19 protein-coding genes are annotated in these 23,293 nt (G+C 64.2%); 4 read left to right on the top strand and 15 right to left on the bottom strand.

Features of this window, described 5'->3' with window-relative positions; all coding sequences use genetic code 11:
- The first annotated feature begins 15 nt into the window (after nucleotides 1-15).
- Nucleotides 16-1,077: an Ldh family oxidoreductase gene (locus ACLB6G_RS18035; protein WP_410357599.1), complete on the top strand. Its 1,062-nt coding sequence runs from the start codon at nucleotides 16-18 to the stop codon at nucleotides 1,075-1,077.
- 177 nt (nucleotides 1,078-1,254) lie between these two features.
- Nucleotides 1,255-2,937 (top strand): beta-galactosidase BglA, encoded by a 1,683-nt coding sequence (gene bglA, locus ACLB6G_RS18040; protein ID WP_410357630.1) that lies wholly within the window; start codon nucleotides 1,255-1,257, stop codon nucleotides 2,935-2,937.
- Nucleotides 2,938-3,120: 183 nt separating this feature from the next.
- Here bglA and ACLB6G_RS18045 read toward each other — a convergent pair whose 3' ends face one another.
- Entirely contained in the window at nucleotides 3,121-3,303 is a 183-nt protein-coding gene (locus ACLB6G_RS18045) for a YdcH family protein (RefSeq protein WP_410357600.1), read from the bottom strand.
- A gap of 109 nt (nucleotides 3,304-3,412) precedes the next feature.
- Between ACLB6G_RS18045 and ACLB6G_RS18050 the strand changes: the two genes are divergently transcribed.
- Nucleotides 3,413-4,348: a hydrogen peroxide-inducible genes activator gene (locus tag ACLB6G_RS18050; RefSeq protein ID WP_410357601.1), complete on the top strand. Its 936-nt coding sequence runs from the start codon at nucleotides 3,413-3,415 to the stop codon at nucleotides 4,346-4,348.
- A gap of 7 nt (nucleotides 4,349-4,355) precedes the next feature.
- On the opposite strand, the gene glpK is transcribed toward ACLB6G_RS18050, so the two are convergent.
- The 8 genes from glpK to glpD all read right to left on the bottom strand — a co-directional run bounded on the left by glpK (nucleotide 4,356) and on the right by glpD (nucleotide 13,614).
- A complete protein-coding gene (glpK, locus tag ACLB6G_RS18055; protein WP_410357602.1) occupies nucleotides 4,356-5,843 on the bottom strand; it encodes a glycerol kinase GlpK in 1,488 nt (495 codons plus the stop codon).
- 109 nt (nucleotides 5,844-5,952) lie between these two features.
- Nucleotides 5,953-7,677, bottom strand: a complete 1,725-nt coding sequence (locus ACLB6G_RS18060; protein ID WP_410357603.1) for an ABC transporter substrate-binding protein — start codon at nucleotides 7,675-7,677, stop codon at nucleotides 5,953-5,955.
- 83 nt (nucleotides 7,678-7,760) lie between these two features.
- Nucleotides 7,761-8,033, bottom strand: a complete 273-nt coding sequence (locus tag ACLB6G_RS18065; RefSeq protein ID WP_410357604.1) for a DUF2160 domain-containing protein — start codon at nucleotides 8,031-8,033, stop codon at nucleotides 7,761-7,763.
- Nucleotides 8,034-8,054: 21 nt separating this feature from the next.
- On the bottom strand, nucleotides 8,055-8,891 hold the full coding sequence (locus ACLB6G_RS18070; RefSeq protein ID WP_410357631.1) for a carbohydrate ABC transporter permease: 837 nt from the start codon (nucleotides 8,889-8,891) through the stop codon (nucleotides 8,055-8,057).
- An 11-nt stretch (nucleotides 8,892-8,902) separates the two neighbouring features.
- Complete coding sequence (locus ACLB6G_RS18075; protein ID WP_410357605.1) at nucleotides 8,903-9,778, bottom strand: carbohydrate ABC transporter permease; 876 nt, start codon at nucleotides 9,776-9,778, stop codon at nucleotides 8,903-8,905.
- Nucleotides 9,778-10,854, bottom strand: a complete 1,077-nt coding sequence (locus tag ACLB6G_RS18080; protein WP_410357606.1) for an ABC transporter ATP-binding protein — start codon at nucleotides 10,852-10,854, stop codon at nucleotides 9,778-9,780. The genes ACLB6G_RS18075 and ACLB6G_RS18080 overlap by 1 nt, the downstream gene beginning before the upstream one ends.
- 12 nt (nucleotides 10,855-10,866) lie before the next feature.
- Nucleotides 10,867-11,955 (bottom strand): ABC transporter ATP-binding protein, encoded by a 1,089-nt coding sequence (locus tag ACLB6G_RS18085; protein WP_410357608.1) that lies wholly within the window; start codon nucleotides 11,953-11,955, stop codon nucleotides 10,867-10,869.
- Nucleotides 11,956-11,976: 21 nt separating this feature from the next.
- A complete protein-coding gene (gene glpD, locus ACLB6G_RS18090; protein ID WP_410357609.1) occupies nucleotides 11,977-13,614 on the bottom strand; it encodes a glycerol-3-phosphate dehydrogenase in 1,638 nt (545 codons plus the stop codon).
- A 264-nt stretch (nucleotides 13,615-13,878) separates the two neighbouring features.
- Here glpD and ACLB6G_RS18095 point away from each other — a divergent pair, with 264 nt between their 5' ends.
- A complete protein-coding gene (locus ACLB6G_RS18095; protein ID WP_410357610.1) occupies nucleotides 13,879-14,646 on the top strand; it encodes a DeoR/GlpR family DNA-binding transcription regulator in 768 nt (255 codons plus the stop codon).
- Nucleotides 14,647-14,706: 60 nt separating this feature from the next.
- Here the strand turns inward: ACLB6G_RS18095 and ACLB6G_RS18100 are convergent, their stop codons facing one another.
- The 6 genes from ACLB6G_RS18100 to ACLB6G_RS18125 all read right to left on the bottom strand — a co-directional run.
- Nucleotides 14,707-16,854 (bottom strand): xanthine dehydrogenase family protein molybdopterin-binding subunit, encoded by a 2,148-nt coding sequence (locus tag ACLB6G_RS18100; RefSeq protein WP_410357611.1) that lies wholly within the window; start codon nucleotides 16,852-16,854, stop codon nucleotides 14,707-14,709.
- A gap of 3 nt (nucleotides 16,855-16,857) precedes the next feature.
- Nucleotides 16,858-17,319: a (2Fe-2S)-binding protein gene (locus tag ACLB6G_RS18105; protein WP_410357612.1), complete on the bottom strand. Its 462-nt coding sequence runs from the start codon at nucleotides 17,317-17,319 to the stop codon at nucleotides 16,858-16,860.
- Between the two features lie 314 nt (nucleotides 17,320-17,633).
- Nucleotides 17,634-17,843 carry a cold-shock protein gene (locus tag ACLB6G_RS18110; RefSeq protein ID WP_410357613.1) on the bottom strand — a complete coding sequence of 70 codons (210 nt, stop codon included), beginning with the start codon at nucleotides 17,841-17,843 and terminating at the stop codon, nucleotides 17,634-17,636.
- 250 nt (nucleotides 17,844-18,093) lie between these two features.
- Nucleotides 18,094-18,336: a 30S ribosomal protein S21 gene (rpsU, locus tag ACLB6G_RS18115; protein ID WP_410357614.1), complete on the bottom strand. Its 243-nt coding sequence runs from the start codon at nucleotides 18,334-18,336 to the stop codon at nucleotides 18,094-18,096.
- A gap of 405 nt (nucleotides 18,337-18,741) precedes the next feature.
- A complete protein-coding gene (locus tag ACLB6G_RS18120) occupies nucleotides 18,742-19,845 on the bottom strand; it encodes a helix-turn-helix transcriptional regulator (protein WP_410357615.1) in 1,104 nt (367 codons plus the stop codon).
- 151 nt (nucleotides 19,846-19,996) lie between these two features.
- Nucleotides 19,997-23,293, bottom strand: a 3,297-nt coding sequence (locus ACLB6G_RS18125) for a VCBS domain-containing protein (protein ID WP_410357616.1), incomplete at its 5' end; no start/stop codon positions are given.

The raw sequence follows: 23,293 nt of genomic DNA on the forward strand, positions 1-23,293 counted from the left end.
CCGGGAGAATGAACCGTGACCGACCGCCGATTTGACCGGAACGACCTTTATGACCTCGCCCTCGCCCTCTTGCAGAAGGGCGGCATGGCAAATGACAAGGCCGCAGTGGTGGCTGAATTGCTGGTGCGCACCGATGAACTCGGCGTCACCACCCATGGCATTTCCATGGTGCCCTATTACCTGCCCGAACTGGAAAGCGGAGCCATGCGTGCCGACGGGGATCACGAAATCGTCCGGGATACTGGCGCGACCCAGGTCTGGGACGGCCATTACCTGCCCGGCCACTGGCTGATGATGCAGGCGCTGGAAAGCGCCATGCCGCGTGCCCGCACACACGGGATGGCGTCCATTGCCATCCGCCGGAGCCATCATATCGGCTGCCTGTCCACGCTCACCCGCATCGCGGCGCAGGACGGCCTCGTCTGCATGGTCATGACCTCCGATCCTTCCGGCCATTGGGTCGCTCCCTATGGAGGCGCGGACCCGGTGCTGACCCCGAACCCCTGGGCCATCGGCTATCCCGGCGGCGATCATCCCGTGCTGATCGACACCTGCGCCTCGATCACGACGGTTTCGAAGGTGCGCGAGCACATCAATACCGGCAAGCCCTTCGACCACCCCTGGATGCTGGATGGCGAGGGCCGGCCCACGACGGACCCGAATGTCGTGAACCGGACGCCGAAGGGCACCATCCTGCCGGTGGGCGGCGTGGACCATGGACACAAGGGGTTCGCCATGGCGTTGATGGTGGAAATGCTGACCCAGGCGCTGGCCGGACACGGCCGCGCGGACCATCCCACGGGGTGGGGCGCCAATGTGTTCCTGCAGGTCATGGACCCGCAAGCCTTTGCCGGAGCCGACGCCTTCGTCACGCAGGTGGAAACGCTCAACGCGGCCTGCCGCGCCAGCCGTCCGGCGCATGGCTCTTCCGGTGTCCGCATTCCCGGCGACCGGGCGGCGGAAAGCCTGCGGGAAGCCAAGGCCAGCGGCGTGCGCGTCACCGACGAGGTGTGGACACGGATCAGTGCCAGCGCCGGCGGACTCGGCGTGCCCCTGCCCGTTCCGCTTGCCGGTTGACGGATCGCCGGATTTCCGCTTCGACCAGACGCCCATGTCGCACTAGGATTAATGATGCGCCCCGGATGTCAGGCACCCTTGCCCATGCGCCCGGAAATGCTACGGACCCGCGGAGGCCCGGCCCGAAGGCCGGTGAAGTGAGAACCAATGTCCAGATCGTCAGGCTTTGCAGACGCGATGAACCCCGTCGAGATCGAGCGCCCGAACATCCAGGCCGGGTCGCCTGACCGCGACTGGTGGCGCGGGGCGGTGATCTACCAGATCTATCCCCGCTCCTTCCAGGACAGCAATGGCGACGGGATCGGCGACCTGACCGGCATCCGCCAGCGCCTTGGCCACATCGCCGAACTCGGCGCCGACGCGATCTGGATATCGCCCTTCTTCGCCTCCCCGATGAAGGACTTCGGCTATGACGTGTCGGACTACACCGCCGTTGATCCGATGTTCGGCACCATCGAGGATTTCCGGGCGCTGGTGGCCGATGCCCATGCTTTGGGCCTCAAGGTCATGATCGACATGGTGCTCTCGCACACCTCCGACCGTCATCCCTGGTTCGCCGAGAGCCGGTCCAGCCGGAACAATGCCCGTTCCGACTGGTATGTCTGGGCCGACGCGAAACCCGACGGCTCCCCGCCAAACAACTGGCTTTCCATCTTTGGAGGCAGCGCCTGGCAGTGGGACACGAGCCGCTGCCAGTATTACATGCACAACTTCCTCGACAGCCAGCCGGATCTCAATTTCCACAATCCGGACGTTCAGGACGCGCTTCTGGACGTCACCCGGTTCTGGCTCGATCTGGGCGTCGACGGCTTCCGCCTCGACACCATCAACTTCTACTTCCATTCAGAGGGGCTGGAAGACAATCCCGCCCTTGCCCCGGAAGAGCGGGACGCCTCAACGGCCCCCGCGGTCAATCCCTACAACTACCAGGACCACGTCTACGACAAGAACCAGCCCGAGAACCTGGCCTTCCTGAAGCGGTTCCGCGCCCTGCTCGACGAATATCCGGCCGCCGCGGCTGTCGGCGAGGTGGGCGATGCCCAGCGCAGCCTGCAGATCATGGCCGACTATACGGCCGGGGATGACCGCATCCACATGTGTTATTCCTTCGAGTTCCTGTCCGGAACCATGCCGGCACCGGGACGATTCAGCTCCGTGGTCGATCGCTTTTTCCGCGCCGCGCCCGACGGCTGGCCCTGCTGGGCGTTTTCCAACCACGATGTCGAGCGCCATGCATCTCGTTGGACCGCGGGACTCGACACGCCCACGCGGCTGAAGTTCCAGAAACTCCTGGCCGGCGTGCTGCTTACGCTGCGCGGTTCGGTCTGCCTCTACCAGGGTGAGGAACTGGGCCTGCCCGAAGCCGAACTTTCCTTCGAGGACCTGCAGGACCCCTACGGCATCCGTTTCTGGCCGGAATACAAGGGCCGCGACGGCTGCCGCACGCCCATGGTCTGGGATGGACACACCGCTAATGGTGCGTTTTCATCGGCCACCCGCCCGTGGCTGCCGGTTGCGATGACGCATCTGCCCCTGGCCGTTTCCGAACAGGCCGGCATTGAGGGCTCCCTGCTGGAATTCTACCGGGCCTTCCTTTCGTTCAGGCGCGCCCACCCCGCACTCGTCAAGGGCGGGTTCGACGTCGTCGACCTCGGGCCGGACATTCTCGCCTTCCGCCGCGACCTTGATGGCGAGCGCATTCTCTGCGCCTTCAACTTCTCCACAGACGAGGCCCGGGCCGCCCTGCCGGACGGCATGACCGCCAAGGCGCTGGATGGTCACGGGTTCGGTGGAACCCTCGCGGCCGGAACACTGCACCTGCCGGCCTTCGACGGCTGGATCGGCACGGTTGACGCCTGAACCGGCAGTCCAATCAGCAGGCCGGGCGGTATGGCCGCCCGGCCGATTGTCCGTCAACGATCCCCGCCCGGATCGTCAAAATTGAACCTGTAGGCACCGTAGAGCAGTACCGCGACAAAACCGGCGCCAAGCGTGACGACAATCAGTTCGAGCAGGGCCATGACATTTACTCCTTCCGCCCGTTCATACCGGCACGTTGCGCTTGAGCCGGGTCTCTATGCCCTCGATCCGTTCGCGGATGCGCAGGCGTAGCTTCTTCAGGGCCTGGATGCGCAGGTTGTCCGGCATCGGCCGGGTCTGTTCCTGCTGGATCTTGGCTTCCAGGATCGAGTGACGCGACCACAGGGCATTGAGATGATTCCACATGTCTGGTCCTCCAGTCATTTGCCGACACTGGAGAGGTGGGAATCCTGTCTTGATAGTTCCAATTCATTGTCTATATGGTTTAGATAGCTTGAAACTATTGGAACAGGCCATGCGATTCCGGCCCTCCGCAAGACAGTTGGAATATCTCGTCGCGCTCGCCGACCTGCGCCATTTCGGGCGGGCGGCGAAGCGCTGCGCCGTCTCGCAGCCAACCCTTTCGGTACAGTTGCGCCAGATCGAGGAGCGGCTTGGAACGAGCCTGTTCGAGCGCGATGTGGCGCCTGTGACGCTCACCCCGGCCGGCGAAAGAACGGTCGCCCTGGCGCGCGACATCCTGGCCGCCTTGGACACCATGGCGGCGGCGGCGTCAGGCGGGGAAGCGAATCTCGGCGGCCGGCTGCGGCTTGGCGCGGCGCCGACCTTCGGCCCCTATTTCCTGCCGCGCCTCCTGCCCGTGCTGCATGGCCGGTATCCGTCGCTGGAAATCTTCATCCGCGAGGAACAGCCTGCCCTGCTTGAGGAGGCCATCGCGGAGGGCGAGACCGATTGCGCCATCGGCCCGGACCCCCATCAGGGCGACCGGCTGACCTTCGTCCGGCTCATGGAAGAGGAACTCTTTCTCGGCCTGCCGGCGGATCACCGGCTCGCTTCAATGTCCGCGATCCCCGCATCCGAACTGTCCGGCGAACGGATGATGACGCTCGGGCGCGGCCACCGCCTCAACGAGAATGTGAGGGCGCTCGCGCTGGAGGCTGGCGCCGCGCTGCGCGAGGATTACGAGGGAACGAGCCTCGACGCCCTGCGCCAGATGGTCTCCATCGGCATGGGTCTGACCCTGTTCCCGGCACACTACGCGGCCTCCGAATTCGGCCGTGAGGATGCCGTGGTTCTGCGGCCGCTGGCCGGAAGGCGCCCGGTTCGCACGATCGGCCTGTTCTGGCGCCGCGGCAGCGTGCGCGATGGCCACTTCCGCGCGCTTGCCTCGATCTGCATGGAGGTCGTGTCCGCGAACACGGCTGGCCAACCGCGAAAAGACGGCGCCTGACGGGCGCTCAGAAGGTTTGTGCGGCGGCCACGGCCCGTTTCCAGGCAGCATATTTCCGTTCGCGCGCGGCCTCTTCCATCACCGGCGCGAAACGCCGTTCCAGCGCCCAGGTAGCGGCGAATTCCTCGCGCGCCGGATAGACGCCTGCCCTTTGCCCGGCCAGCCAGGCCGCCCCCAGCGCCGTCGTTTCCAGCACGTCCGGCCGGTCCACCGGCGCGCCGAGGATGTCGGCCAGGAACTGCATCGCCCAGTCCGACGCGCTCATGCCGCCGTCAACCCGCAGCACCGCCTCGCCTGACGCCGAAACCCAGTCTGCGCGCATCGCCTCCAGCAGGTCGCGGGTCTGGAAACCGACGCTTTCAAGTGCCGCGCGTGCAAATTCCTCCGGCCCGGTATTGCGGGTGATGCCGAACACCGCTCCGCGGCAGTCCGCGTTCCAGTAGGGCGCACCGAGCCCGGTGAACGCCGGCACCAGCACGACGGTCTGCGTCTCGTCCGCCTTTTCGGCCAGCGGATGGGTCTCGGCGGCATGGCGGATGATCTTCAACCCGTCGCGCAGCCATTGCACCACCGCGCCGGCGATGAAGATGGAGCCTTCCAGCGCATAGGTCGGCTTGCCGTCGAGCTGGTAGGCGACCGTGGTCAGAAGCCGGTTGTTGGAGCGCACCGGCGCATCGCCGGTGTTCAGCAGCGCAAAGCAGCCCGTGCCATAGGTGGACTTCATCATGCCCGGCGCAAAGCACGCCTGCCCGATGGTCGCTGCCTGCTGGTCGCCGGCCACGCCCAGGATCGGAATCTCGCGGCCGAACAGGTCGGCCCGCGTCATGCCGAAATCGGCCGCGCAGTCGCGCACCTCAGGAAGCATGGCCGCCGGCACGCCGAACAGCCTGCACAGGTCTTCGCTCCACGCCCCCCTGGAAATGTCGTAGAGCATGGTTCGCGCGGCATTGGTGGCGTCCGTGGCATGGACCCTGCCGCCCGTCAGCTTCCAGATCAGCCATGTGTCGACCGTGCCGAAGAGCAGGTCCCCGGCTTCGGCGCGCGCCCTTGCGCCCTCCACGTTGTCGAGCAGCCATTTGATTTTCGTGGCCGAGAAATAGGGATCGAGCAGCAGGCCCGTGAGCGACGTGATCGTGGCCTCGTGGCCGTCCGCCTTCATGTCCTGGCAGGTCTGCGCCGTCCGGCGGTCCTGCCAGACAATGGCATTGTGGACAGGCTCGCCGGTATGGCGGTCCCAGACGAGCGTCGTCTCGCGCTGGTTGGTGATGCCGATGGCGGCGATATCCTCGGCGCGGATGCCGGCGCGCTCGATGGCGCCGCGGCAGGTTGCCGCCGTCGTCGTCCAGATGTCGCCGGGATCGTGCTCGACCCAGCCCGAACGCGGAAAGATCTGGCGGAACTCTTCCTGCGCGACCGCGACGGGACGCATTCCCGCATCAAAAAGGATCGCCCGGCTGGATGTCGTGCCCTGGTCGATGGCAAGGATATGGGTCATGCAACAAGGCCCCCGATCGTGAATTGAACCGCGATCCTGCCGGACATTTCCGAACCCGGCAAGAAGAGCGGCCGGGCGCACGGGCGCCCGGCCGCCGGCCGTCAGGCCATTACTGCCAGGACTTGATCAGCTCGTCATAGGAGACGGTCTGCGGCTGCTCGTCCTCGTTTTCCAGCTTTGCCTTGGGCGCGCCTTCCGCATTGAGCCATTCCTGCGGATCCTTCGGCTCGTTCATCTTCGGGCCAAGGTCGCCCTGCACGCCGGCGCGTTCCAGGCGCTCCAGCACGCGCTCCTGCGCCTCGCAAAGCGCATCGAGCGCTTCCTGCGGCGTCTTGGCACCGGACATGGCATCGCCGATGTTCTGCCACCAGAGCTGCGCCAGCTTCGGATAATCCGGCACGTTGGTGCCCGTCGGCGACCACTGCACGCGGGCCGGCGAACGGTAGAACTCGACAAGGCCGCCGAGCTTCGGCGCCCGTTCGGTGAACGAGTCATGCTGGATGGTGGATTCGCGGATGAAGGTCAGGCCGACATGGCTCTTCTTCACGTCCACCGTCTTGGAGGTGACGAACTGGGCATAGAGCCAGGCCGCCTTGGCACGATCCACGGGCGTCGACTTCATCAGCGTCCACGAACCGGCGTCCTGGTAGCCGATCTTGGTGCCTTCAGACCAGTAGACACCATGCGGGCTGGGCGCCATGCGCCACTTCGGCGTGCCGTCCTCGTTCATGACCGGCAGGCCGTCCTTGACCATGTCGGCGGTGAAGGCGGTATACCAGAACATCTGCTGGGCGATCTCGCCCTGGGCAGGCACCGGGCCGGCTTCCGAGAAGGTCATGCCAGCCGCGGCCGGCGGCGAATACTTGTTGAGCCACTCGATGGCCTTGGTCACGGCATAGACGGCGGCCGGCGAGTTGGTCGCACCGCCGCGTGCCACGCAGGAACCGACCGGCTGCGAGTTCTCGTTGACGCGAATGCCCCATTCGTCGACCGGCAGGCCGTTCGGCTCGCCCTTGTCGCCCATGCCGGCCATCGACATCCAGGCATCGGTATAGCGCCAGCCCAGCGACGGGTCCTTCTTGCCGTAGTCCATGTTGCCATAGACCTTGGACGGGCCGCCGGCATAGGACATGTCGCGGCCGGTAAAGAACTCGGCAATATCCTCATAGGCGGACCAGTTCACCGGAACGCCGAGATCATAGCCGTATTTTTCCTTGAAGTCGGCCTTGGTCTTCTCGTCGTTGAACCAGTCGTAGCGGAACCAGTAGAGATTGGCGAACTGCTGGTCGGGCAACTGGTAGAGCTTGCCGTCCGGACCCGTGGTGAAGCTCGTGCCGATGAAATCGGCGATATCCAGGTTCGGGTTGGTCACGTCCTGGCCTTCGCCGGCCATCCAGTCGGTCAGGTTGCGCGCCTGCTGGTAGCGCCAATGCGTGCCGATCAGGTCGGAATCGTTGATATAGGCGTCATAGATGTTCTCGCCCGACTGCATCTGCGTCTGCAGCTTTTCCACCACGTCGCCTTCGCCGATCAGGTCATGCGTGACCTTGATGCCGGTGATCGCGGTGAAGGCCGGGGCCAGAACCTTGGATTCGTATTCATGCGTGGTGATGGTCTCGGAAACGACCTTGATCTCCATGCCCTGGAAGGGCTGGGCCGCGTCCACGAACCACTGCATCTCGGCTTCCTGTTCGGCGCGCGAAAGCGTCGACATGTCGCCGATCTCGCTGTCGAGGAAGGTCCTGGCCTCGTCCATCCCGGCAAAGGCCGGGCCGCTCATCAGGCCTGCAAGCAGGACGAGCGCCGTTGTCGTTTTCAGGTTCATCAGCTTCATGTTTTCCTCCCGGGGTTTAGAAGCATTGGGCAGGTGGTGCCGACCGGCGAACGCAACGCGCCGGATGGCGTCAGGCATGCCGGTCACACCCAGCGGAAGACCGCGGCGGCGTAGACCAGGCAGACAATCAGCGCGCCCCATTGGGGCTGGCTGAGGAGTCCGAGCCAGGCCAGGTTGATGAAGGCCGAGCCCAGAAGGGTGATGAAGAGGCGGTCGCCGCGCGTCGTCTCAATGCGCAGAACGCCCATGCGCGGCGTTTCCGGATAGCGGATCGCAAGGATCGAGAAGGTGACGAGCAGCGCCGCGATGACGGCGAAGAAGATTGCGGTCGGAACGGTCCAGGCCATCCAGTCCATGGTTTTTCCTCCCTTGACTGTTCAGACGCGCCCCAGGGCAAAGCCCTTGGCGATGTAGTTGCGGACGAACCAGATGACGAGCGCGCCGGGCACGATGGTCAGGATGCCGGCCGCCGCCAGCACGCCCCAGTCCATGCCCGAGGCCGAGACCGTGCGCGTCATGGTCGCGGCGATGGGCTTGGCGTTGACCGATGTCAGCGTGCGGCTGAGCAGCAGTTCAACCCATGAGAACATGAAGCAGAAGAAGGCGGCGACACCGATCCCCGACGCGATGAGCGGCATGAAGATGCGCGTGAAGAAGCGGCCGAACGAATAGCCGTCGATATAGGCCGTCTCGTCGATTTCCTTGGGCACGCCGCGCATGAAGCCTTCCAGGATCCACACCGCCAGCGGCACGTTGAACAGGCAGTGCGCCAGCGCCACCGCGATGTGCGTGTCGAACAGGCCGACCGACGAATAGAGCTGGAAGAACGGCAGCGCGAACACCGCCGGCGGCGCCATGCGGTTGGTCAGCAGCCAGAAGAACAGGTGCTTGTCGCCCATGAAGGAATAGCGCGAGAAGGCATAGGCCGCCGGCAGCGCCACCGTGATCGAGATCACCGTGTTGATGACCACGTAGATGAGCGAATTGACATAGCCCATGTACCACGACGAATCCGTCAGGATCGTCATGTAGTTGGCGAGCGTGAAGTCCTGCGGCCAGAGCGAGAAGGTCGACAGGATTTCCTGGTTGGTCTTCAGGCTCATGTTGAGCAGCCAGTAGATCGGCAGCATGAGGAAGAGGATGTAGAGGGTCATCACCAGCGCCGAGCCGTTGACCCGGGGCAATGCCCGCGCGCGCGCCGGCCTGGCGGTCATCGTCGCGTCGCTCATTGCACGCTCTCCCTTTTGTCCAGATTGGTCATGACCGTGTAGAACACCCAGCAGATCAGCAGGATCACCAGGAAGTACATGATCGAGAAGGCCGCCGCCGGACCGAGGTCGAACTGGCCGAGCGCCATCTTGACGAGGTCGATCGACAGGAAGGTGGTGGCATTGCCGGGCCCGCCGCCGGTGACCACGAAGGGTTCGGTATAGATCATGAAGCTGTCCATGAAGCGCAGCAGGATCGCGATCATCAGCACGCCCTGCATTTTCGGCAGTTCGATGTAGCGGAACACGCTCCAGCGGCTCGCCTGGTCGATCTTGGCCGCCTGGTAGTAGGCGTCGGGGATCGACTGCAACCCCGCATAGGCGAGCAGCGCCACCAGCGACGTCCAGTGCCAGACATCCATGACCACGACCGTGATCCAGGCGGCGAACACGTCCTGTGTATAGTTGTAGGGAATGCCGAGTTGCGCCAGCGTATGGCCGAGCAGGCCGATGTCAACGCGGCCGAAGATCTGCCAGATCGTGCCGACCACATTCCACGGGATGAGCAGCGGCAGTGCCATCAGCACGAGGCAGACGGAGGCCCAGAACCCGCGCTTGGGCATGTTGAGCGCCACGAAGATGCCGAGCGGCACCTCGATCGCCAGGATGATGCCGGAGAACATGAGCTGGCGGCCGAGCGCATCCCACATCCGTTCCGAATGCAGCATCTCGTCGAACCATTCCAGCCCCGCCCAGAAGAACTGGTTGTTGCCGAACGTGTCCTGGACGGAATAGTTGACCACGGTCATCAGGGGAATGACGGCGGAAAAGGCGACCAGCACCAGCACGGGCAGGACGAGGAACCAGGCTTTCTGGTTGACGGTCTTTTCCATCAGGCGGCTTCCCCCTTCACGCGCCAGTCGTCGGCATAGACATTCACCTTGTCCGGCTGGAAGACGACGCGCGTCATGTCCGTGCCGATGGCTTCGTCCTCGCGCGCGATGATGTTGATGTCGCTGCCGAAGAATTCCGCCCGCACGATCTTGTGGCGGCCGACATCCTCCACCCGGCGGATGCGCACCGGCAGGCCCTCGCTCGCCGAAAGGCGCGCATGTTCCGGCCTCACGCCGATCGCCACATTGCCCGACAGCGGGCGATAGCCACGGCCGAGCGGCACGGCCGCGCCGTTGACATGCGCCGTGCGCCCTTCCACCCGCGCCGGGATGATGTTCATGCCGGGCGAACCGATGAAGAAGCCGACAAAGGTGTGCTCCGGCGTCTCGAACAGGTCTTCCGGCGTGCCGATCTGCACCACGCGCCCGTCATACATGACCACGACCTTGTCGGCGAAGGTCAGGGCCTCCGTCTGGTCGTGCGTGACGTAGATCATGGTATGGCCGAACTGCCGGTGCAGGCTTTTCAGCTGCGTGCGCAACTCCCACTTCATGTGCGGGTCGATGACGGTCAGCGGCTCGTCGAACAGGAGCGCGTTGACGTCCTCGCGCACCATGCCGCGCCCCAGGCTGATCTTCTGCTTGGCATCGGCCGTCAGGCCGCGGGCCTTGCGGTCCAGTTCCGCCTCCATGCCGATCATCTGGGCGATTTCCTGCACCCGCGCGGCGATGGTGGCGGCGTCCTTGCCGCGGTTCTTGAGCGGAAAGGCGAGGTTCTGGCGCACCGTCATCGTGTCGTAGACGACGGGGAACTGGAACACCTGCGCGATGTTGCGTTCGGCGGTCGGCGCATGGGTCACATCCTGCCCGTTGAACAGGATGCGCCCCTGGCTTGGCGTGAGCAGGCCGGAAATGATGTTGAGCAGCGTGGTCTTGCCGCAGCCCGACGAGCCGAGCAGCGCATAGGCCTCGCCGTCGGTCCACACATGGTTGAGTTCCTTCAGCGCCCAGTCGTCCTCGCCTTGCGGGTTGGCAAGATAGGAATGGGCCAGGTTTTCAAGCGTGATCTGTGCCATGGCGCCCTCCCCTCACGCGGCAATCGCATAGGCTGCGGGAACGACGAGCTGGCCGTCCTCGGCGAAGATGTAGACATGGGCCGGATCGAGCCAGACCGCGAGCGGCTCGCCGATCGTCAGGTCATGGACACCGTGGATCAGGCCAACCCATTTCTCCCCATGATGGTCGAGATGGATGAAGGTCTCCGACCCGGTGATCTCGGTGATCGCCAGCGTTGCCGTGAACTTCATGGCGTCCGGCGTGTGGTGCTCCACCTCCAGGTGATTGGGACGGAAGCCAGCCAGGTAGCGTCCGTCGGCAACCTCCGCCAGCTTGCCGGCAGCCGCCACCGACTGCCCGTCGCCGAACAGAAGCCGGTTGCCGGTCTTGGAAACGGGCAGGAAATTCATCGGCGGGTCGGAGAAGACACGCGCCGTGGTCGCATCCACCGGTTTGCGGTAGACCTCCGGCGTGCGCCCGAACTGCGTCACCCGGCCTTCCCAGAGCGTCGCCGTGTTGCCACCAAGCAGAAGAGCCTCTTCCGGTTCCGTCGTGGCATAGACGAAGATCGACCCGGCCTCCTCGAAGATCTTCGGAATCTCGACGCGCAATTCCTCGCGCAGTTTGTAGTCCAGGTTGGCCAGCGGTTCGTCGAGCAGCACGAGACCGGCATTCTTGACCAGCGCCCGGGCAAGCGCGCAGCGCTGCTGCTGGCCGCCGGAAAGTTCCAGCGGCTTGCGGCCCAGCATTGGCGTCAGCTTCATCATCTCGGCGGTCTTCTTAACCGCCGCGTCGATCTCGGCCGCTCCCTTGCCCATCAGCCGCAGCGGGCTGGCGATGTTGTCGTAGACGCTCATCGAGGGATAGTTGATGAACTGCTGGTAGACCATGGCGACGGCGCGGTCCTGGACGCGCATGCCGGTCACGTCATCGCCGTTCCACAGGATGCGGCCCGTCGATGGCCGGTCGAGCCCCGCCATCAGCCGCATCAGCGAGGTCTTGCCCGACAGCGTCGGCCCAAGCAGCACGTTCATCGTGCCGTTCCGCAATTCGAGGGTCGTGGGATGGATGTGCGTCCGCCCGCTCACCACTTTCGAGACCCTGTCGAGTACCAGTGTCATTCGAGCCTTCTCCTCCAGCGCCTATTCCGCTGCCGCGGACGCTTCGGCGGCGCGCCTGCCGTCCATCCAGCCTTCCAGGGCGCTGATCTGTGCCTGTGTCATGCGCAGGCCGAGCTTGCTGCGCCGCCAGACGACATCCTCCGCCGTCCGCGCGAACTCCCGGTCCATCAGCCATTCGGCTTCGCGCTCGCTCAGCCCCGCGCCGAAGTCCTCACCGAGATCGTTGGCGCTCTTGGCATCGCCAAGCACGGCAAAGGCTTCCGTCCCGTAGGCACGTACAAGCCGGGCCGCCTGGCGCTCGTCGAGGAAGGGGTAGGCCTGGCAAAGCCTGGCCTGCAGCGCCGCCACGCCATCGACGGGAAAGTCGCCGCCGGGCAGCGCCGCGCCGGCCGTCCAGGGACCCGGCAAACCGGGGAAATGGGGCGCGATATGCTCCATCGCGCTTTCGGCCAGCCGTCGGTATGTGGTGATCTTGCCGCCAAAGATGTTGAGGATGGGCGCACCGGCCTCGTCATCGACCTTGAGCGTGTAGTCGCGCGTCGCGGCCGTGGCCGAGGTGGCACCATCGTCATAGAGCGGGCGCACGCCGGAATAGGTCCAGACGATGTCGTCCTTGGTGACCGGCGTCCGGAAATATTCCGACGCGAAGGCACACAGGTAGTCGCGCTCCTCGGGCGTGCATTCCGGCTTCACCGACGGATCGTCATGCTCCTTGTCGGTCGTCCCGATCAGCGTGAAATCGTCCTCGTAGGGAATGGCGAAGATGATGCGCCCGTCACGGCCCTGGAAGAAGTAGCACTTGTCGTGATCGTAGAGGCGCCGGGTGACGATGTGGCTGCCACGCACCAGCCGGACGCCTTCCGACGTGTTCAGCCTGGCTTTCGTGGCGATGATGTCGCCGACCCATGGCCCGCCGGCATTGACCAGCATGCGCGCGCGCACCTGCCGGCGCTTGCCGGTTTCGGCGTTCTCGAGCGTGACGGTCCAGCCGCCGTCCGCGCGGTCGGCCGAAATGACCTTCGTGCGGACCATGATCTGCGCGCCCCGCGCCTGCGCATCGCGCGCGTTGAGCACGACAAGGCGCGAATCCTCCACCCAGCAATCCGAATATTCAAAGGCCTTGTGGAACGCGTCCTTCAATGGCGCGCCCTCCGGCGTGCCGTCGAGGTCGAGCGTCGTGGTACCCGGCAGGATCTTGCGTCCGCCAAGGTGATCGTAGAGAAACAGGCCCAGGCGGATCATCCAGGCCGGCCGCCGCCCCTTCATCCACGGCATGACCGTGTTGAGAAGGCGCGAAGCCGGCGTCTCGGAATCGAACCGCATGCCCGAATGGTAAGGCAGCACAAAGCGCATCGGCCAAGAGATGTGCGGCATGGCGCCAAGCAGCACCTCGCGCTCGATCAGCGCCTCGCGCACCAGGCGCACCTCGAAATACTCCAGATAGCGCAAACCGCCGTGAAACAGTTTCGTCGACGCCGATGATGTCGCCCAGGCCAGGTCGTTCATCTCCGCCAGGCCGACCGAAAGCCCGCGGCCTGCCGCGTCGCGCGCGATGCCGCAGCCATTGATGCCGCCGCCGATCACGAACAGATCGAACGCCGATTGTTGTTCCGGCCCGCTTGGCAACGGCTCCTCCCACAGGTTTCCGCCAATGGCCATTAACTAACACAACCCAACAGAAATGAAAACATTATGCTTTCAAAAATGTTCGTTTCGGGCCAAAAGGCTGAATTTCATGGATTATCAGCGCGATACTGCCATCCAAGCGCATCCGTTTCGCACATGCGAAACGATTTTATCGGCCGATATGACCGTCCGGATGACGCGGTTGGACGCCAATTTGACAAATAACGCGCAATAACGAAAATCTCCGGTAGCCGAACCGGAGTCGGCCACACTCCGGCGGATGAGGAAGGAACCGGCATGTCCCAGAATTTCCGTCACACCGAGATCCTGGAGATCGCGCGCCGCGACGGCCGTGTGACAGTGGAAGGTCTGGCGGGGCATTTCCATGTCACCCAGCAGACGATTCGCCGCGACCTGAGCGAACTGGCCGAGGCCGGAAGGCTGGAACGCGTTCACGGTGGCGCCATGCTGCCGTCGGGTACGACCAATATAGGCTACGAGGACCGGCGCGGACTGAACGAGGCGGAGAAGACACGGATCGCCAAGGCCTGCGCGGCGCGCATTCCCGAGGACATTTCCGTCTTCATCAACATCGGTACCAGCACGGAGGCCGTGGCCCGCCAGCTCGTCCATCACCGCAACCTGCTGGTGGTCACCAACAACATCAACGTGGCCAATATCCTGGCGACCAATCCAGATTGCCAGGTCATCGTCACCGGCGGCACGCTGCGCCGCTCCGATGGCGGTCTTGTCGGCGATCTGGCCACGCAGACGATCATGCAGTTCAAGTTCGATCTGGCGGTGGTCGGCTGCTCGGCCATCGACCAGGACGGCGACATGCTGGATTTCGACATCCAGGAGGTCAATGTCTCGAAATCGATCCTGCGCCAGGCCCGCAAGGCCTATCTCGTCGCCGACCATTCCAAGTTCCAGCGAACCGCACCGGCGCGCATCGCATCGCTGTCGGCCATCGACGCCTTTTTCACAGACCGCGCGCTCACGCCTGCATTGACCCGCCAGTGCGAGGACTGGACGACGGAAGTCGTCATCGCGCCGCCAGCCTGACCGGCTGCCGCCCGGGCGGGAGGGGAGACCCCCGTCCCGTCCGGTTGCCGGTTCCCTCCGTCAGGCGAACTCGATGCCGTCATCGATCATCGGCAGCCGCATGACACGCTTGCCGGTCGCCGCGAAGATCGCATTGGCAATGGCAGGTCCCGCCGGCGGCAGGCCGGGCTCGCCGATGCCCGTCGGCGCCTCGGTCGAAGGCACGATATGCACTTCGATCTTCGGCATGTCGCCGATCCGGAGCGGCTCGTAGTCCGGAAAGTTGGACTGGTCGACTTCCCCGTCGGTGAAGGTGATCTTGTTGCGCATGACATGGCCGAGGCCATAGCCGATGGCGCCTTCCACCTGGGCGCGGATCACGTCGGGATTGACCGCCACGCCAACGTCGACGGCGGCCACGATCCGCTCCAGTTTCACCTTGCCATCCGTGACCGACACTTCCGCGACTTCCGCCACGTAGGAATTGAAGGACTTGTGCACGGCAACGCCCCGGCCCCAGTTTTCCGGCAGGTCGCTGCCCCACCGCGCCTTGTCGGCGGCAAGCCGCAGGACGCCGAGATGGCGCGGTGCATTGGCGAGAAGCTCCTCGCGCAGTTCCACCGGATCGCGCCCGGCGGCCTCGGCGAGCATGTCGATGGCCACCTCCATGGCATAGCCGGAATGGCTGTGCCCCACCGAGCGCCACCACAGGACCGGCACCGGCGTTTCCATGTTGCGCACGTCCACCCGCATGTTGGGGATGGCATAGGCCGTGTCCGATGCGCCCTCGACCGAGAAATGGTCGACGCCATTGTGCACCACCGCCTTCTCCATGGGCGTGCCCGTGAAGATCGACTTGTTGGCCAGGCTGGAATGCCAGGCCACGACCTTGCCGTCCTTGCCGACGCCCGCGCGGATGCGGTGCTTCGTCATCGGACGGTAGTAGCCGCCGCGAATGTCGTCTTCCCGTGTCCAGACCAGCTTCACCGGCTTGCCGTTGCCAAGCGCCGCCGCGACCATGGTTGCCTCGGCCTGGTAGTCGGCATTGAAATTGGCCCGCCGTCCGAACGAGCCGCCCGCATAGAGCGTATGGATGGCGGTATTCTCAGGCCCGACGCCGGAAATCGCGCCCACGGCGCCCTGCGTCACTGTCTGGAACTGGTTGCCGTCCCACAAGGTCGCCTTGCCGTCCGCGATCTGCACCACGCAGTTTTGCGGCTCCATCGGCGCATGGGCGAGGAAGGGGAAGTGGAACTCCGCCTCGATGGTTTTCTCCGCGGAGGCCAGCGCACCGGCCGCATCCCCGTCATTGCGGGCAATCAGTCCGTCCTCGTCCAGCGCGCTGGCATATTCGGCTTCCATCGCATCGGACGAGCGGGTTTCGGCGTTCGAGAAATCCCATTCGACGCTCAGCGCCTCGCGGCCCTTGATCGCCGCCCAGGTGTGTTCGGCATAGACGGCGACGCCCGTCGGCACCTGGCGTACATCGACGACGCCGGCGACCTTGCGCGCCTGCGAGTCGTCGACCGATTTCACGGTGGCACCGAACTTCGGCGCATGGAGCACGACTGCATGGATCGTTCCTTCCGGCAACACGTCGATGGCGAAAGTGGCCGTGCCATTGGTCTTGGCCGGCGTGTCCTTGCGCGGCAGACGGTCCTTGCCGATCAGCCTGAACTGGTCCGGCGTCTTGAGCGTGGTATCCGGTGTTGCGTCGGCAGGAACCTTGCCCGCCATCTCGCCGAACCCGGCGGTCCGCGTCCCGTGGCTCAATATGCCGTCGGTCACGGCGATCTCACCAGCCGGCACGTTCCATTCCTTTGCCGCAGCCTGGACAAGCAGGGACTTGGCCGCCGCCCCTGCTTCACGGTACTGGATGAAGGAATTGGCGATGGCCGTCGACCCGCCCGTTCCCTGGATGCCGAAGGCGCTGTTGGCATAGCGGCTGGCATCCGCCGGTGCGAATTCGGTGACGACCTTCGACCAGTCGGCATCGAGTTCTTCGGCCACCAGCGTGGCAAGCCCGGTCGTCGTGCCCTGCCCCATCTCGAAATGCTTGAGGATGACCGTCACGGTTCCGTCAGGTGCGATGCGCACGAACGGATTGGGCATCAGCGCACCATCGGCAGCGGCGGCCCAAAGGCCGCGCGTGTCCAGACCGACCACGAGCGCGGCCGAAAGCGCGGCCGCCCCCTTGAGGAAATTGCGGCGATTGGCATTGATCGTCATGGCTCAGCCCTCCATCCGGTTGGCGGCTTCGTGGATGGCGGCGCGAATCCGCACATAGGTGGCGCAGCGGCAGACATTGCCGCTCATGCTGGCATCGATATCGGCATCCGTGGGCTTGGCATTGTCGCTCAGAAGGCCCACCGCCTGCATGATCTGGCCGGACTGGCAATAGCCGCACTGGACGACATCGAGGTCGCGCCAGGCCGACTGCACCGCTTCTGCGACCGGACCGGACAGACCCTCGATCGTCGTGATCCGCTTTCCGGCCACGTCGCCCACAAAGGTCTGGCAGGAACGGACCGGCTGGCCATCCACGTGGACGGTACAGGCACCGCAGGATGCCACGCCACAGCCGAATTTCGTGCCCGTCAGCCGGGCCATGTCGCGAATGGCCCAGAGCAGCGGCATGTCCTCCGGTGCGTCCAGGCTCATTGTCTTGCCATTGATGTTCAGGTCGATTGTCATGATCATCCTCCCTGGGATCAGCCATCTGTCCGCCGGTCCAGGGATTGACACCGCCAATCCGACCGGGCTTTCGCGGCTGTTTCGCCAGACTACCCTTTTCGGCGCCTGCGGCCAACCGCCGCACCAGAAAGGAGCATCATCGCAAGGGATACGGTCCGGTCCGCTTCACCACGCAAGCGTGGAAACGGCAAAGGCACGCGCACTCTTGTTCTTTGCGAACGCAAAAAGGCCGGGCACGAGGCCCGGCCTTTCCTGGAACTTGTAATCCGCCCCGGCGTCGCGGCGACTTGCGCGCGCCCGCCAGCGGCAGGAAATCAGAGCGCCTGCAGGTTCGCAGCCGCGTTCTTGCCCGAACGGGCGTCGCGGACGACCTCAAAGCCGACCTTCTGGCCTTCGGCCAGCGTGGTCAGGCCGGAACGCTCGACGGCGGAAATGTGAACGAACACATCCTGCTTGCCATCTTCCGGCGTGATGAAGCCAAAACCCTTGGTGGTGTTGAAGAACTTGACGGTTCCGACGGTCATGACATTTTCCTTTTCAAGACGTCACAGAGTTGGGGTTGGCGCGCACCGTGCACGTCAACCGGGTAGATCGATTTGAAAGAGGAAAATCGCAGCGGACGCCAAGGCGCCGGAAAACAAAGTTCAACAAGCAGATCGACAGAAACCGGATACCGGATAATCATGTCCGAAACAAGGCGCGCGGGCAGGAATAATGACACCGTGTTCCGGCATCCGGCCAGCCCTGCCCCTCATGCGCACCGGCATTGATGCGTCAGCGGCCGCCTGGCCGTGCCTTGCGCTTGGGTCCGGGAATCAGGCCCTCGCGTTGCGCCAGCTTGCGGGCGGCCTTGCGGCTGCGGCGCACCGCCTCGCCCTTTTCGCGCGCGCGCTTCTCGGACGGCTTCTCATAGGAACGGCGCGCCTTCATTTCGCGGAAAACGCCCTCGCGCTGCATCTTCTTCTTCAGCACGCGCAGTGCCTGGTCGACATTGTTGTCTCTGACGATGACCTGCATCTTTTCTCCCGTGTTTGCTAACCCTTGAACGGACATCCGTTTCCCGGATGCCAATGGACGTGCGTCTTTTCCGGCTTCCCCGTCAATCGTAACGCACCGGTTACCTGCCCGTTCCAGGGACCGGAGACCGCGCGAAAGGACCGACGGCCGGACGAACCGGACATTCGCCCGGCGTCCGCGGCTACAAATCGAAAATCTGGAAGCCGACAGGCGCATCCGACAGGTTCGGAGCGCTGTTCACGCCGAAGCGGCCAAAAAGACGATGGCGGACCTTACCTGTCCTGGCAGCCCGGAACAAGGCGCAACCCGTGATTTGTTGCCCGACCGTGGCCGAAATGCGCGCGAAGCCTCACGGGCGGCCATTTCCGCCAGCATGCGTCGTCACGCATCCGCAATCCCGGTGACCTAGCAGCGCGACCGCCAGACCAGGGCGGCCAGTTGATGCTGCGACGACGATTCGGTCTTGCGATAGATCGACTTGAGTTGCTGGCGCACCGTCCCCTCCGAATGGCCCGACATCCGGGCAATCTCGTGGATGAGGCGGCCGTCGGCAATCGCATGGGCGATCCTTGCTTCCGCCGGCGTCAGTCCGTACCGCGTGATGAAGGCTTCATCCCCGGGATCGAGTTCGCGTGGGCAGTAGCGCCGCCACATGGCAAGAAGCCGGGGCGGCTCGAAGACGTGCCGCGCAGGCTCGGGCGCGGGCATGAAGCCCAGGTGAATCGATGTACCGTCGTTTTCCCGCAGAATGACAGGGTTCGAAAGACCTTGCTCGAGATCGGACCAGGACAGCATGGCTGCGCCTTTCTCGCAACTGGCGTCCGGATCCTGGCAACGCATATGCTCCGGCAGGCGCGCAAGGATCGTCTCTTCGCCACTGATCTCGCCGGCTACGGAGCCCGATCCGTCCACCACCGCATAATCCAGGCCCAATTGCCGGGCGGCATCGCACATGCCCAGAACCGATGTGTCCGCCACCGCCTGGGCGTCTTCCACCGCACGTTGCAGGCTCTGGCGCAGCGCCTCTGCTTGTCCGTTTCGGCAGGCCTCGAGATCCTCGGCGCTCCGGAAGTAGAGGCAGACCGCCCAGTCTCCCGAGCGGGTGGCCAGCCGTAGAGCCATGAAATGTTCCAGGCCATGCCTGCGGACGAAAGCGTAATAGGGGTTGGAGTCACGCTCTTCCGGTGTCGAAAAGTCGTCGTCGACCGCAACGCCCGTCTGTTTCAGGACCCGCCAGGCACGATCCCGTATGTCGGACTGGTGCCATTTTTCGGCGAAATAGGCCTCGGCCACCGGAAGAAACCGCTCGCTAACCAGGCTGTTCCGGATCCGTCTTCCGACATCTTCGCTCAGCAATGCTGACCCGATCGCACCTACACGGCAGCAAAGTCCTTCAAGGACGGCAGTCCAGGCCGGTGGCGAGTGAGGAAGGTTTTCCAGTTCCAGCCAGTTGGACAGTGCGGGATGTGTATTCATTGCTGCCAGTGGATCAATAATCGAAGCCTTCAATTGAAATCACACAATTTTAAATATTGTCTTGCCAAAGAATTTTGTCAATTGATTCCGCAACTTCGCCATCCTTCAGCGCCGATACACGCTTCCGGCAAACGAAACGGCCGCCCGGCTTTCGCCGGGCGGCCGTATTGTCCGTCATGCTTTGTCAGAGCAGGAAGTCGTCTGACGAGAGCGTATGGATGCCTGTCAACACCACTTCGACATCGGCCACACCATCACCGTTGATGTCACCTTGGACCAGGGTGAGATTGAACGTGGTGTTGGTGAAGTAGCGAAGCTCTCCTGCAGTGCCGCTGAAGCCCGATCTTCCGATGAAGTTGAACGCATCGTCGGTACCGGTTCCGGTATTCGCGTCGATGGCGCTGAAGTCCAGCAGATCCTGCCCGTCAACGAAGTCCGAAACAGTGTCGCGGTTTGCGAAACCCGCAGCGGATTCGGCAGCCGAGGAGAAGACGAACGTGTCGGCACCTGCGTTGCCCGCAAGCGTGTCGCGGCCGCCGGCCCCGTCGATGCGGTCATCGCCGGCCCCGCCGGAAATGGTGTTCTGCGCACCATCGCCGGTCAGGTTGTCGGCATGGTTGGAGCCGATGATCCGCTCGACGCTGACAAACGTGTCGCCAGCCGCCTCACCACCGGTTCCCCCGGTTGCCAGGTTCACGGTGACGCCGGAGGTGGCCTGGAAGTAGCTCGCCGTGTCCTCTCCGTTGCCACCGTTGAGGCGGTCTGCCCCGGTGCCGCCGATCAGCGTGTCATTGCCGTCCATGCCGTTCAGGTAGTCATTGCCATCCAGGCCGAACAGGAGGTCGTTCCCACCGTTCCCCGAGATGCCGTTGTCCCCGGAATTGCCGATCAGCGTATCGTTGTGCAGGCTTCCGAAGATGTTCTCGATGGACAGGTAGGTATCGCCATGGGCGTCGCCGCCCAGACCGCCACCCGTGGCGCGAATGTCGACACGCACGGCTGTTGCCGACCCGCCGAAGCCGACGGTGTCGATACCGGCGCCGCCATTGAGGATGTCGGCTCCCGTTCCGCCAATCAGCACATCGTCTCCGGTCAGGCCGATCAGCGTATCGGCGCCACCCAGGCCCACGATCCGGTCGGATCCGGACGTACCGGTCAGCGTTTCGGGGTTGTTTGTGCCGGTGATGACATCAACGACCTCGTTCACGGTCACGTTGACCGTCACCGTGTCGGTGCCGCCATTGCCGTCCGACACCTCCACCGTAAAGCTGTCGCTGCCGTTGAAGTCGGCGTCCGGCGTGTAGGTGTAGCCGCCTGATCCGTCGAAGGTGACCGTGCCGTTGTCCGGCTCGCCACCTGTCAGCAGCGTGTAGGACAGGGTGTCGAGTTCAGCGTCGACGGCGACGATCGACCCGGTGATCGGGTTGTCCTCATTGCCAGAGACAATGAGATCCGATGCAGGCTCGTCGATCACCGGCGCATCGTTGGCGCCCGTGATGTCGATGGTGATCGTGTGCTCGGTACCGTCGCCGGTAGCCACCACGATCGTGTCCTGCAACACGTCACCGTTGCCGAGTTCGTCGACCACCGGATTGGCATCGTCGAGCACATAGCTCCACTGGCCATCCGCACCGATCGTCAGCGTGCCGAAGCTGCCCTGGGTGACCACCGTGGTGTTCCAGAGATCATCGGCATCGCCGGCATCGACATCGGTATGATCGAGGTTGCCCGTCGCCGGTGTGCCGGCATCCTCCGTCACCGCGCCCGTCGAGTCACCGGTCACGACCGCCGCGTCGTTGGCACCGAAGATGTCGATGGTGATCGTGTGCTGGGTTCCATCGGTCGTCGCCACCACGATCGTGTCCTGGAGCGGCGCGCTGATGATTTCGGACGGATTGCCGTTCGGGCCGTCCAGTTCATCGACCGCCGGATTGCTGTCGTCGAGCACATAGCTCCACGTACCGTCGGCGTTCATCGTCAGCGTGCCGTAGCTGCCCTGGGTCACCACCGTGGTGTTCCAGGCATCATCGGCATCGTCCCCGTCGACATCGGTGTGATCGAGGTCACCAGTTGCCGGCGTGCCGGCATCCTCCGTCACCGCGCCGGTCGAGTCGCCGGTCACAACCGCCGCATCGTTCGTGCCGGTGATGTCGATGGTGATCGTCTGCTCGGTACCGTCGCCGGTAGCCACCACGATCGTGTCCTGAAGCAGATCGCCCGCATCCAGTTCGTCGACCACCGGATTGGCATCGTCGAGCGCATAGCTCCACTGGCCATCCGTGCCGATCGTCAGCGTGCCGAAGCTGCCCTGGGTGACCACCGTGGTGTTCCAGAGATCATCGGCATCGCCGGCGTCGACATCGGTGTGATCGAGGTTGCCGATCGCCGGCGTGACGGCATCCTCCGTCACCGCGCCCGTCGAGTCGCCGGTCACCACCGCCGCGTCGTTGGCGCCCGTGATGTCGATGGTGATCGTGTGCTCGGTGCCGTCGGTCGTCGCCACCACGATCGTGTCTTGGAGCGGCGCGCCGTAGTTGATTTCGAGCGCACTTCCGCTGGGGCCGTCCAGTTCGTCGACTGCCGGGTTGGTGTCGTCAAGCACATAGCTCCACGTACCATCGGCATTCATCGTCAGCGTGCCGTAGGTGCCCTGGGTCACCACCGTGGTGTTCCAGGCATCGTCGGCATCGTCGCCGTCGACATCGGTATGGTCGAGGTCACCGGTTGCCGGCGTACCGGCATCCTCCGTCACCGTGCCGGTCGAGTCGCCGGTCACAACCGCAGCATCGTTGACACCCGTCACCGTGACGTTGAGCAGACTGCTGCTGCTTGCTCCGAACTCATCGGTAACGGTGTAGAGAACGGTGACTGTCCGCGTCTCTCCGGCCGCAAGATCCTGGTAGGCCGCGACCGAGGCGTCCATCTCGTAGTTTCCGTTGGCGTCCAAGGTGAAGCCATCGGGCGCCGAACCGATGAGCGTGAAAGTCGCGCCGGACGTGTCGTCGACCAGGTCGACGAAAGTCCCCACCAGATTGCCGGAGATGCTCGCATCCTCGGCCACATTGACCGTCCCGGGCGTGATCGCAGGCGTATCATTGGTGCCGATGATGGTGACCGTCGCCGTCTGCGGCGTAATGCCGCCCTGGGTGTCGACCACATCATAGGTGACCGTCACCTCGAGGGTTTCGCCGACATTGAGATAGTCGAAGGCAGAACTGGTCGGAACCACGGTCAGCGTGCTGCCGGAAAGCGTCATGCCGTCCGGAATGGAACCGACGGGCACCCCGTCGACCTGGAAAGACGCGTTGTCGATTGACAGCGACTGGCTTTCAACATCCGAAGCCCCGGTCAGGAGGTCGAGGTTGAAGGTGGCCGAACCCTCCGAAGCCGAGCTGGTGAGGGGTGCGGCGACAACCGGCGCGTCGTTCGTCCCGGTGATCGTCACCGTCACCGTCTCGCTCACCGGACCGCTGCCGTCATC

The organism is Zhengella sedimenti (assembly GCF_046506625.1).
Classification (GTDB): domain Bacteria; phylum Pseudomonadota; class Alphaproteobacteria; order Rhizobiales; family Rhizobiaceae; genus Zhengella; species Zhengella sedimenti.

Coding starts and splice junctions, on each gene's coding strand:
- ACLB6G_RS18080 (WP_410357606.1), bottom strand. CDS start 10,854: ATGGCACAGATCACGCTTGAAAACCTGGCCCATTCCTATCTTGCCAAC.
- ACLB6G_RS18085 (WP_410357608.1), bottom strand. CDS start 11,955: ATGACACTGGTACTCGACAGGGTCTCGAAAGTGGTGAGCGGGCGGACG.
- ACLB6G_RS18050 (WP_410357601.1), top strand. CDS start 3,413: ATGCGATTCCGGCCCTCCGCAAGACAGTTGGAATATCTCGTCGCGCTC.
- rpsU (WP_410357614.1), bottom strand. CDS start 18,336: ATGCAGGTCATCGTCAGAGACAACAATGTCGACCAGGCACTGCGCGTG.
- glpD (WP_410357609.1), bottom strand. CDS start 13,614: ATGGCCATTGGCGGAAACCTGTGGGAGGAGCCGTTGCCAAGCGGGCCG.
- ACLB6G_RS18105 (WP_410357612.1), bottom strand. CDS start 17,319: ATGACAATCGACCTGAACATCAATGGCAAGACAATGAGCCTGGACGCA.
- ACLB6G_RS18075 (WP_410357605.1), bottom strand. CDS start 9,778: ATGGAAAAGACCGTCAACCAGAAAGCCTGGTTCCTCGTCCTGCCCGTG.
- ACLB6G_RS18100 (WP_410357611.1), bottom strand. CDS start 16,854: ATGACGATCAATGCCAATCGCCGCAATTTCCTCAAGGGGGCGGCCGCG.
- ACLB6G_RS18060 (WP_410357603.1), bottom strand. CDS start 7,677: ATGAAGCTGATGAACCTGAAAACGACAACGGCGCTCGTCCTGCTTGCA.
- ACLB6G_RS18070 (WP_410357631.1), bottom strand. CDS start 8,891: ATGACCGCCAGGCCGGCGCGCGCGCGGGCATTGCCCCGGGTCAACGGC.
- bglA (WP_410357630.1), top strand. CDS start 1,255: ATGAACCCCGTCGAGATCGAGCGCCCGAACATCCAGGCCGGGTCGCCT.
- ACLB6G_RS18065 (WP_410357604.1), bottom strand. CDS start 8,033: ATGGACTGGATGGCCTGGACCGTTCCGACCGCAATCTTCTTCGCCGTC.
- ACLB6G_RS18045 (WP_410357600.1), bottom strand. CDS start 3,303: ATGTGGAATCATCTCAATGCCCTGTGGTCGCGTCACTCGATCCTGGAA.
- ACLB6G_RS18110 (WP_410357613.1), bottom strand. CDS start 17,843: ATGACCGTCGGAACCGTCAAGTTCTTCAACACCACCAAGGGTTTTGGC.
- glpK (WP_410357602.1), bottom strand. CDS start 5,843: ATGACCCATATCCTTGCCATCGACCAGGGCACGACATCCAGCCGGGCG.
- ACLB6G_RS18095 (WP_410357610.1), top strand. CDS start 13,879: ATGTCCCAGAATTTCCGTCACACCGAGATCCTGGAGATCGCGCGCCGC.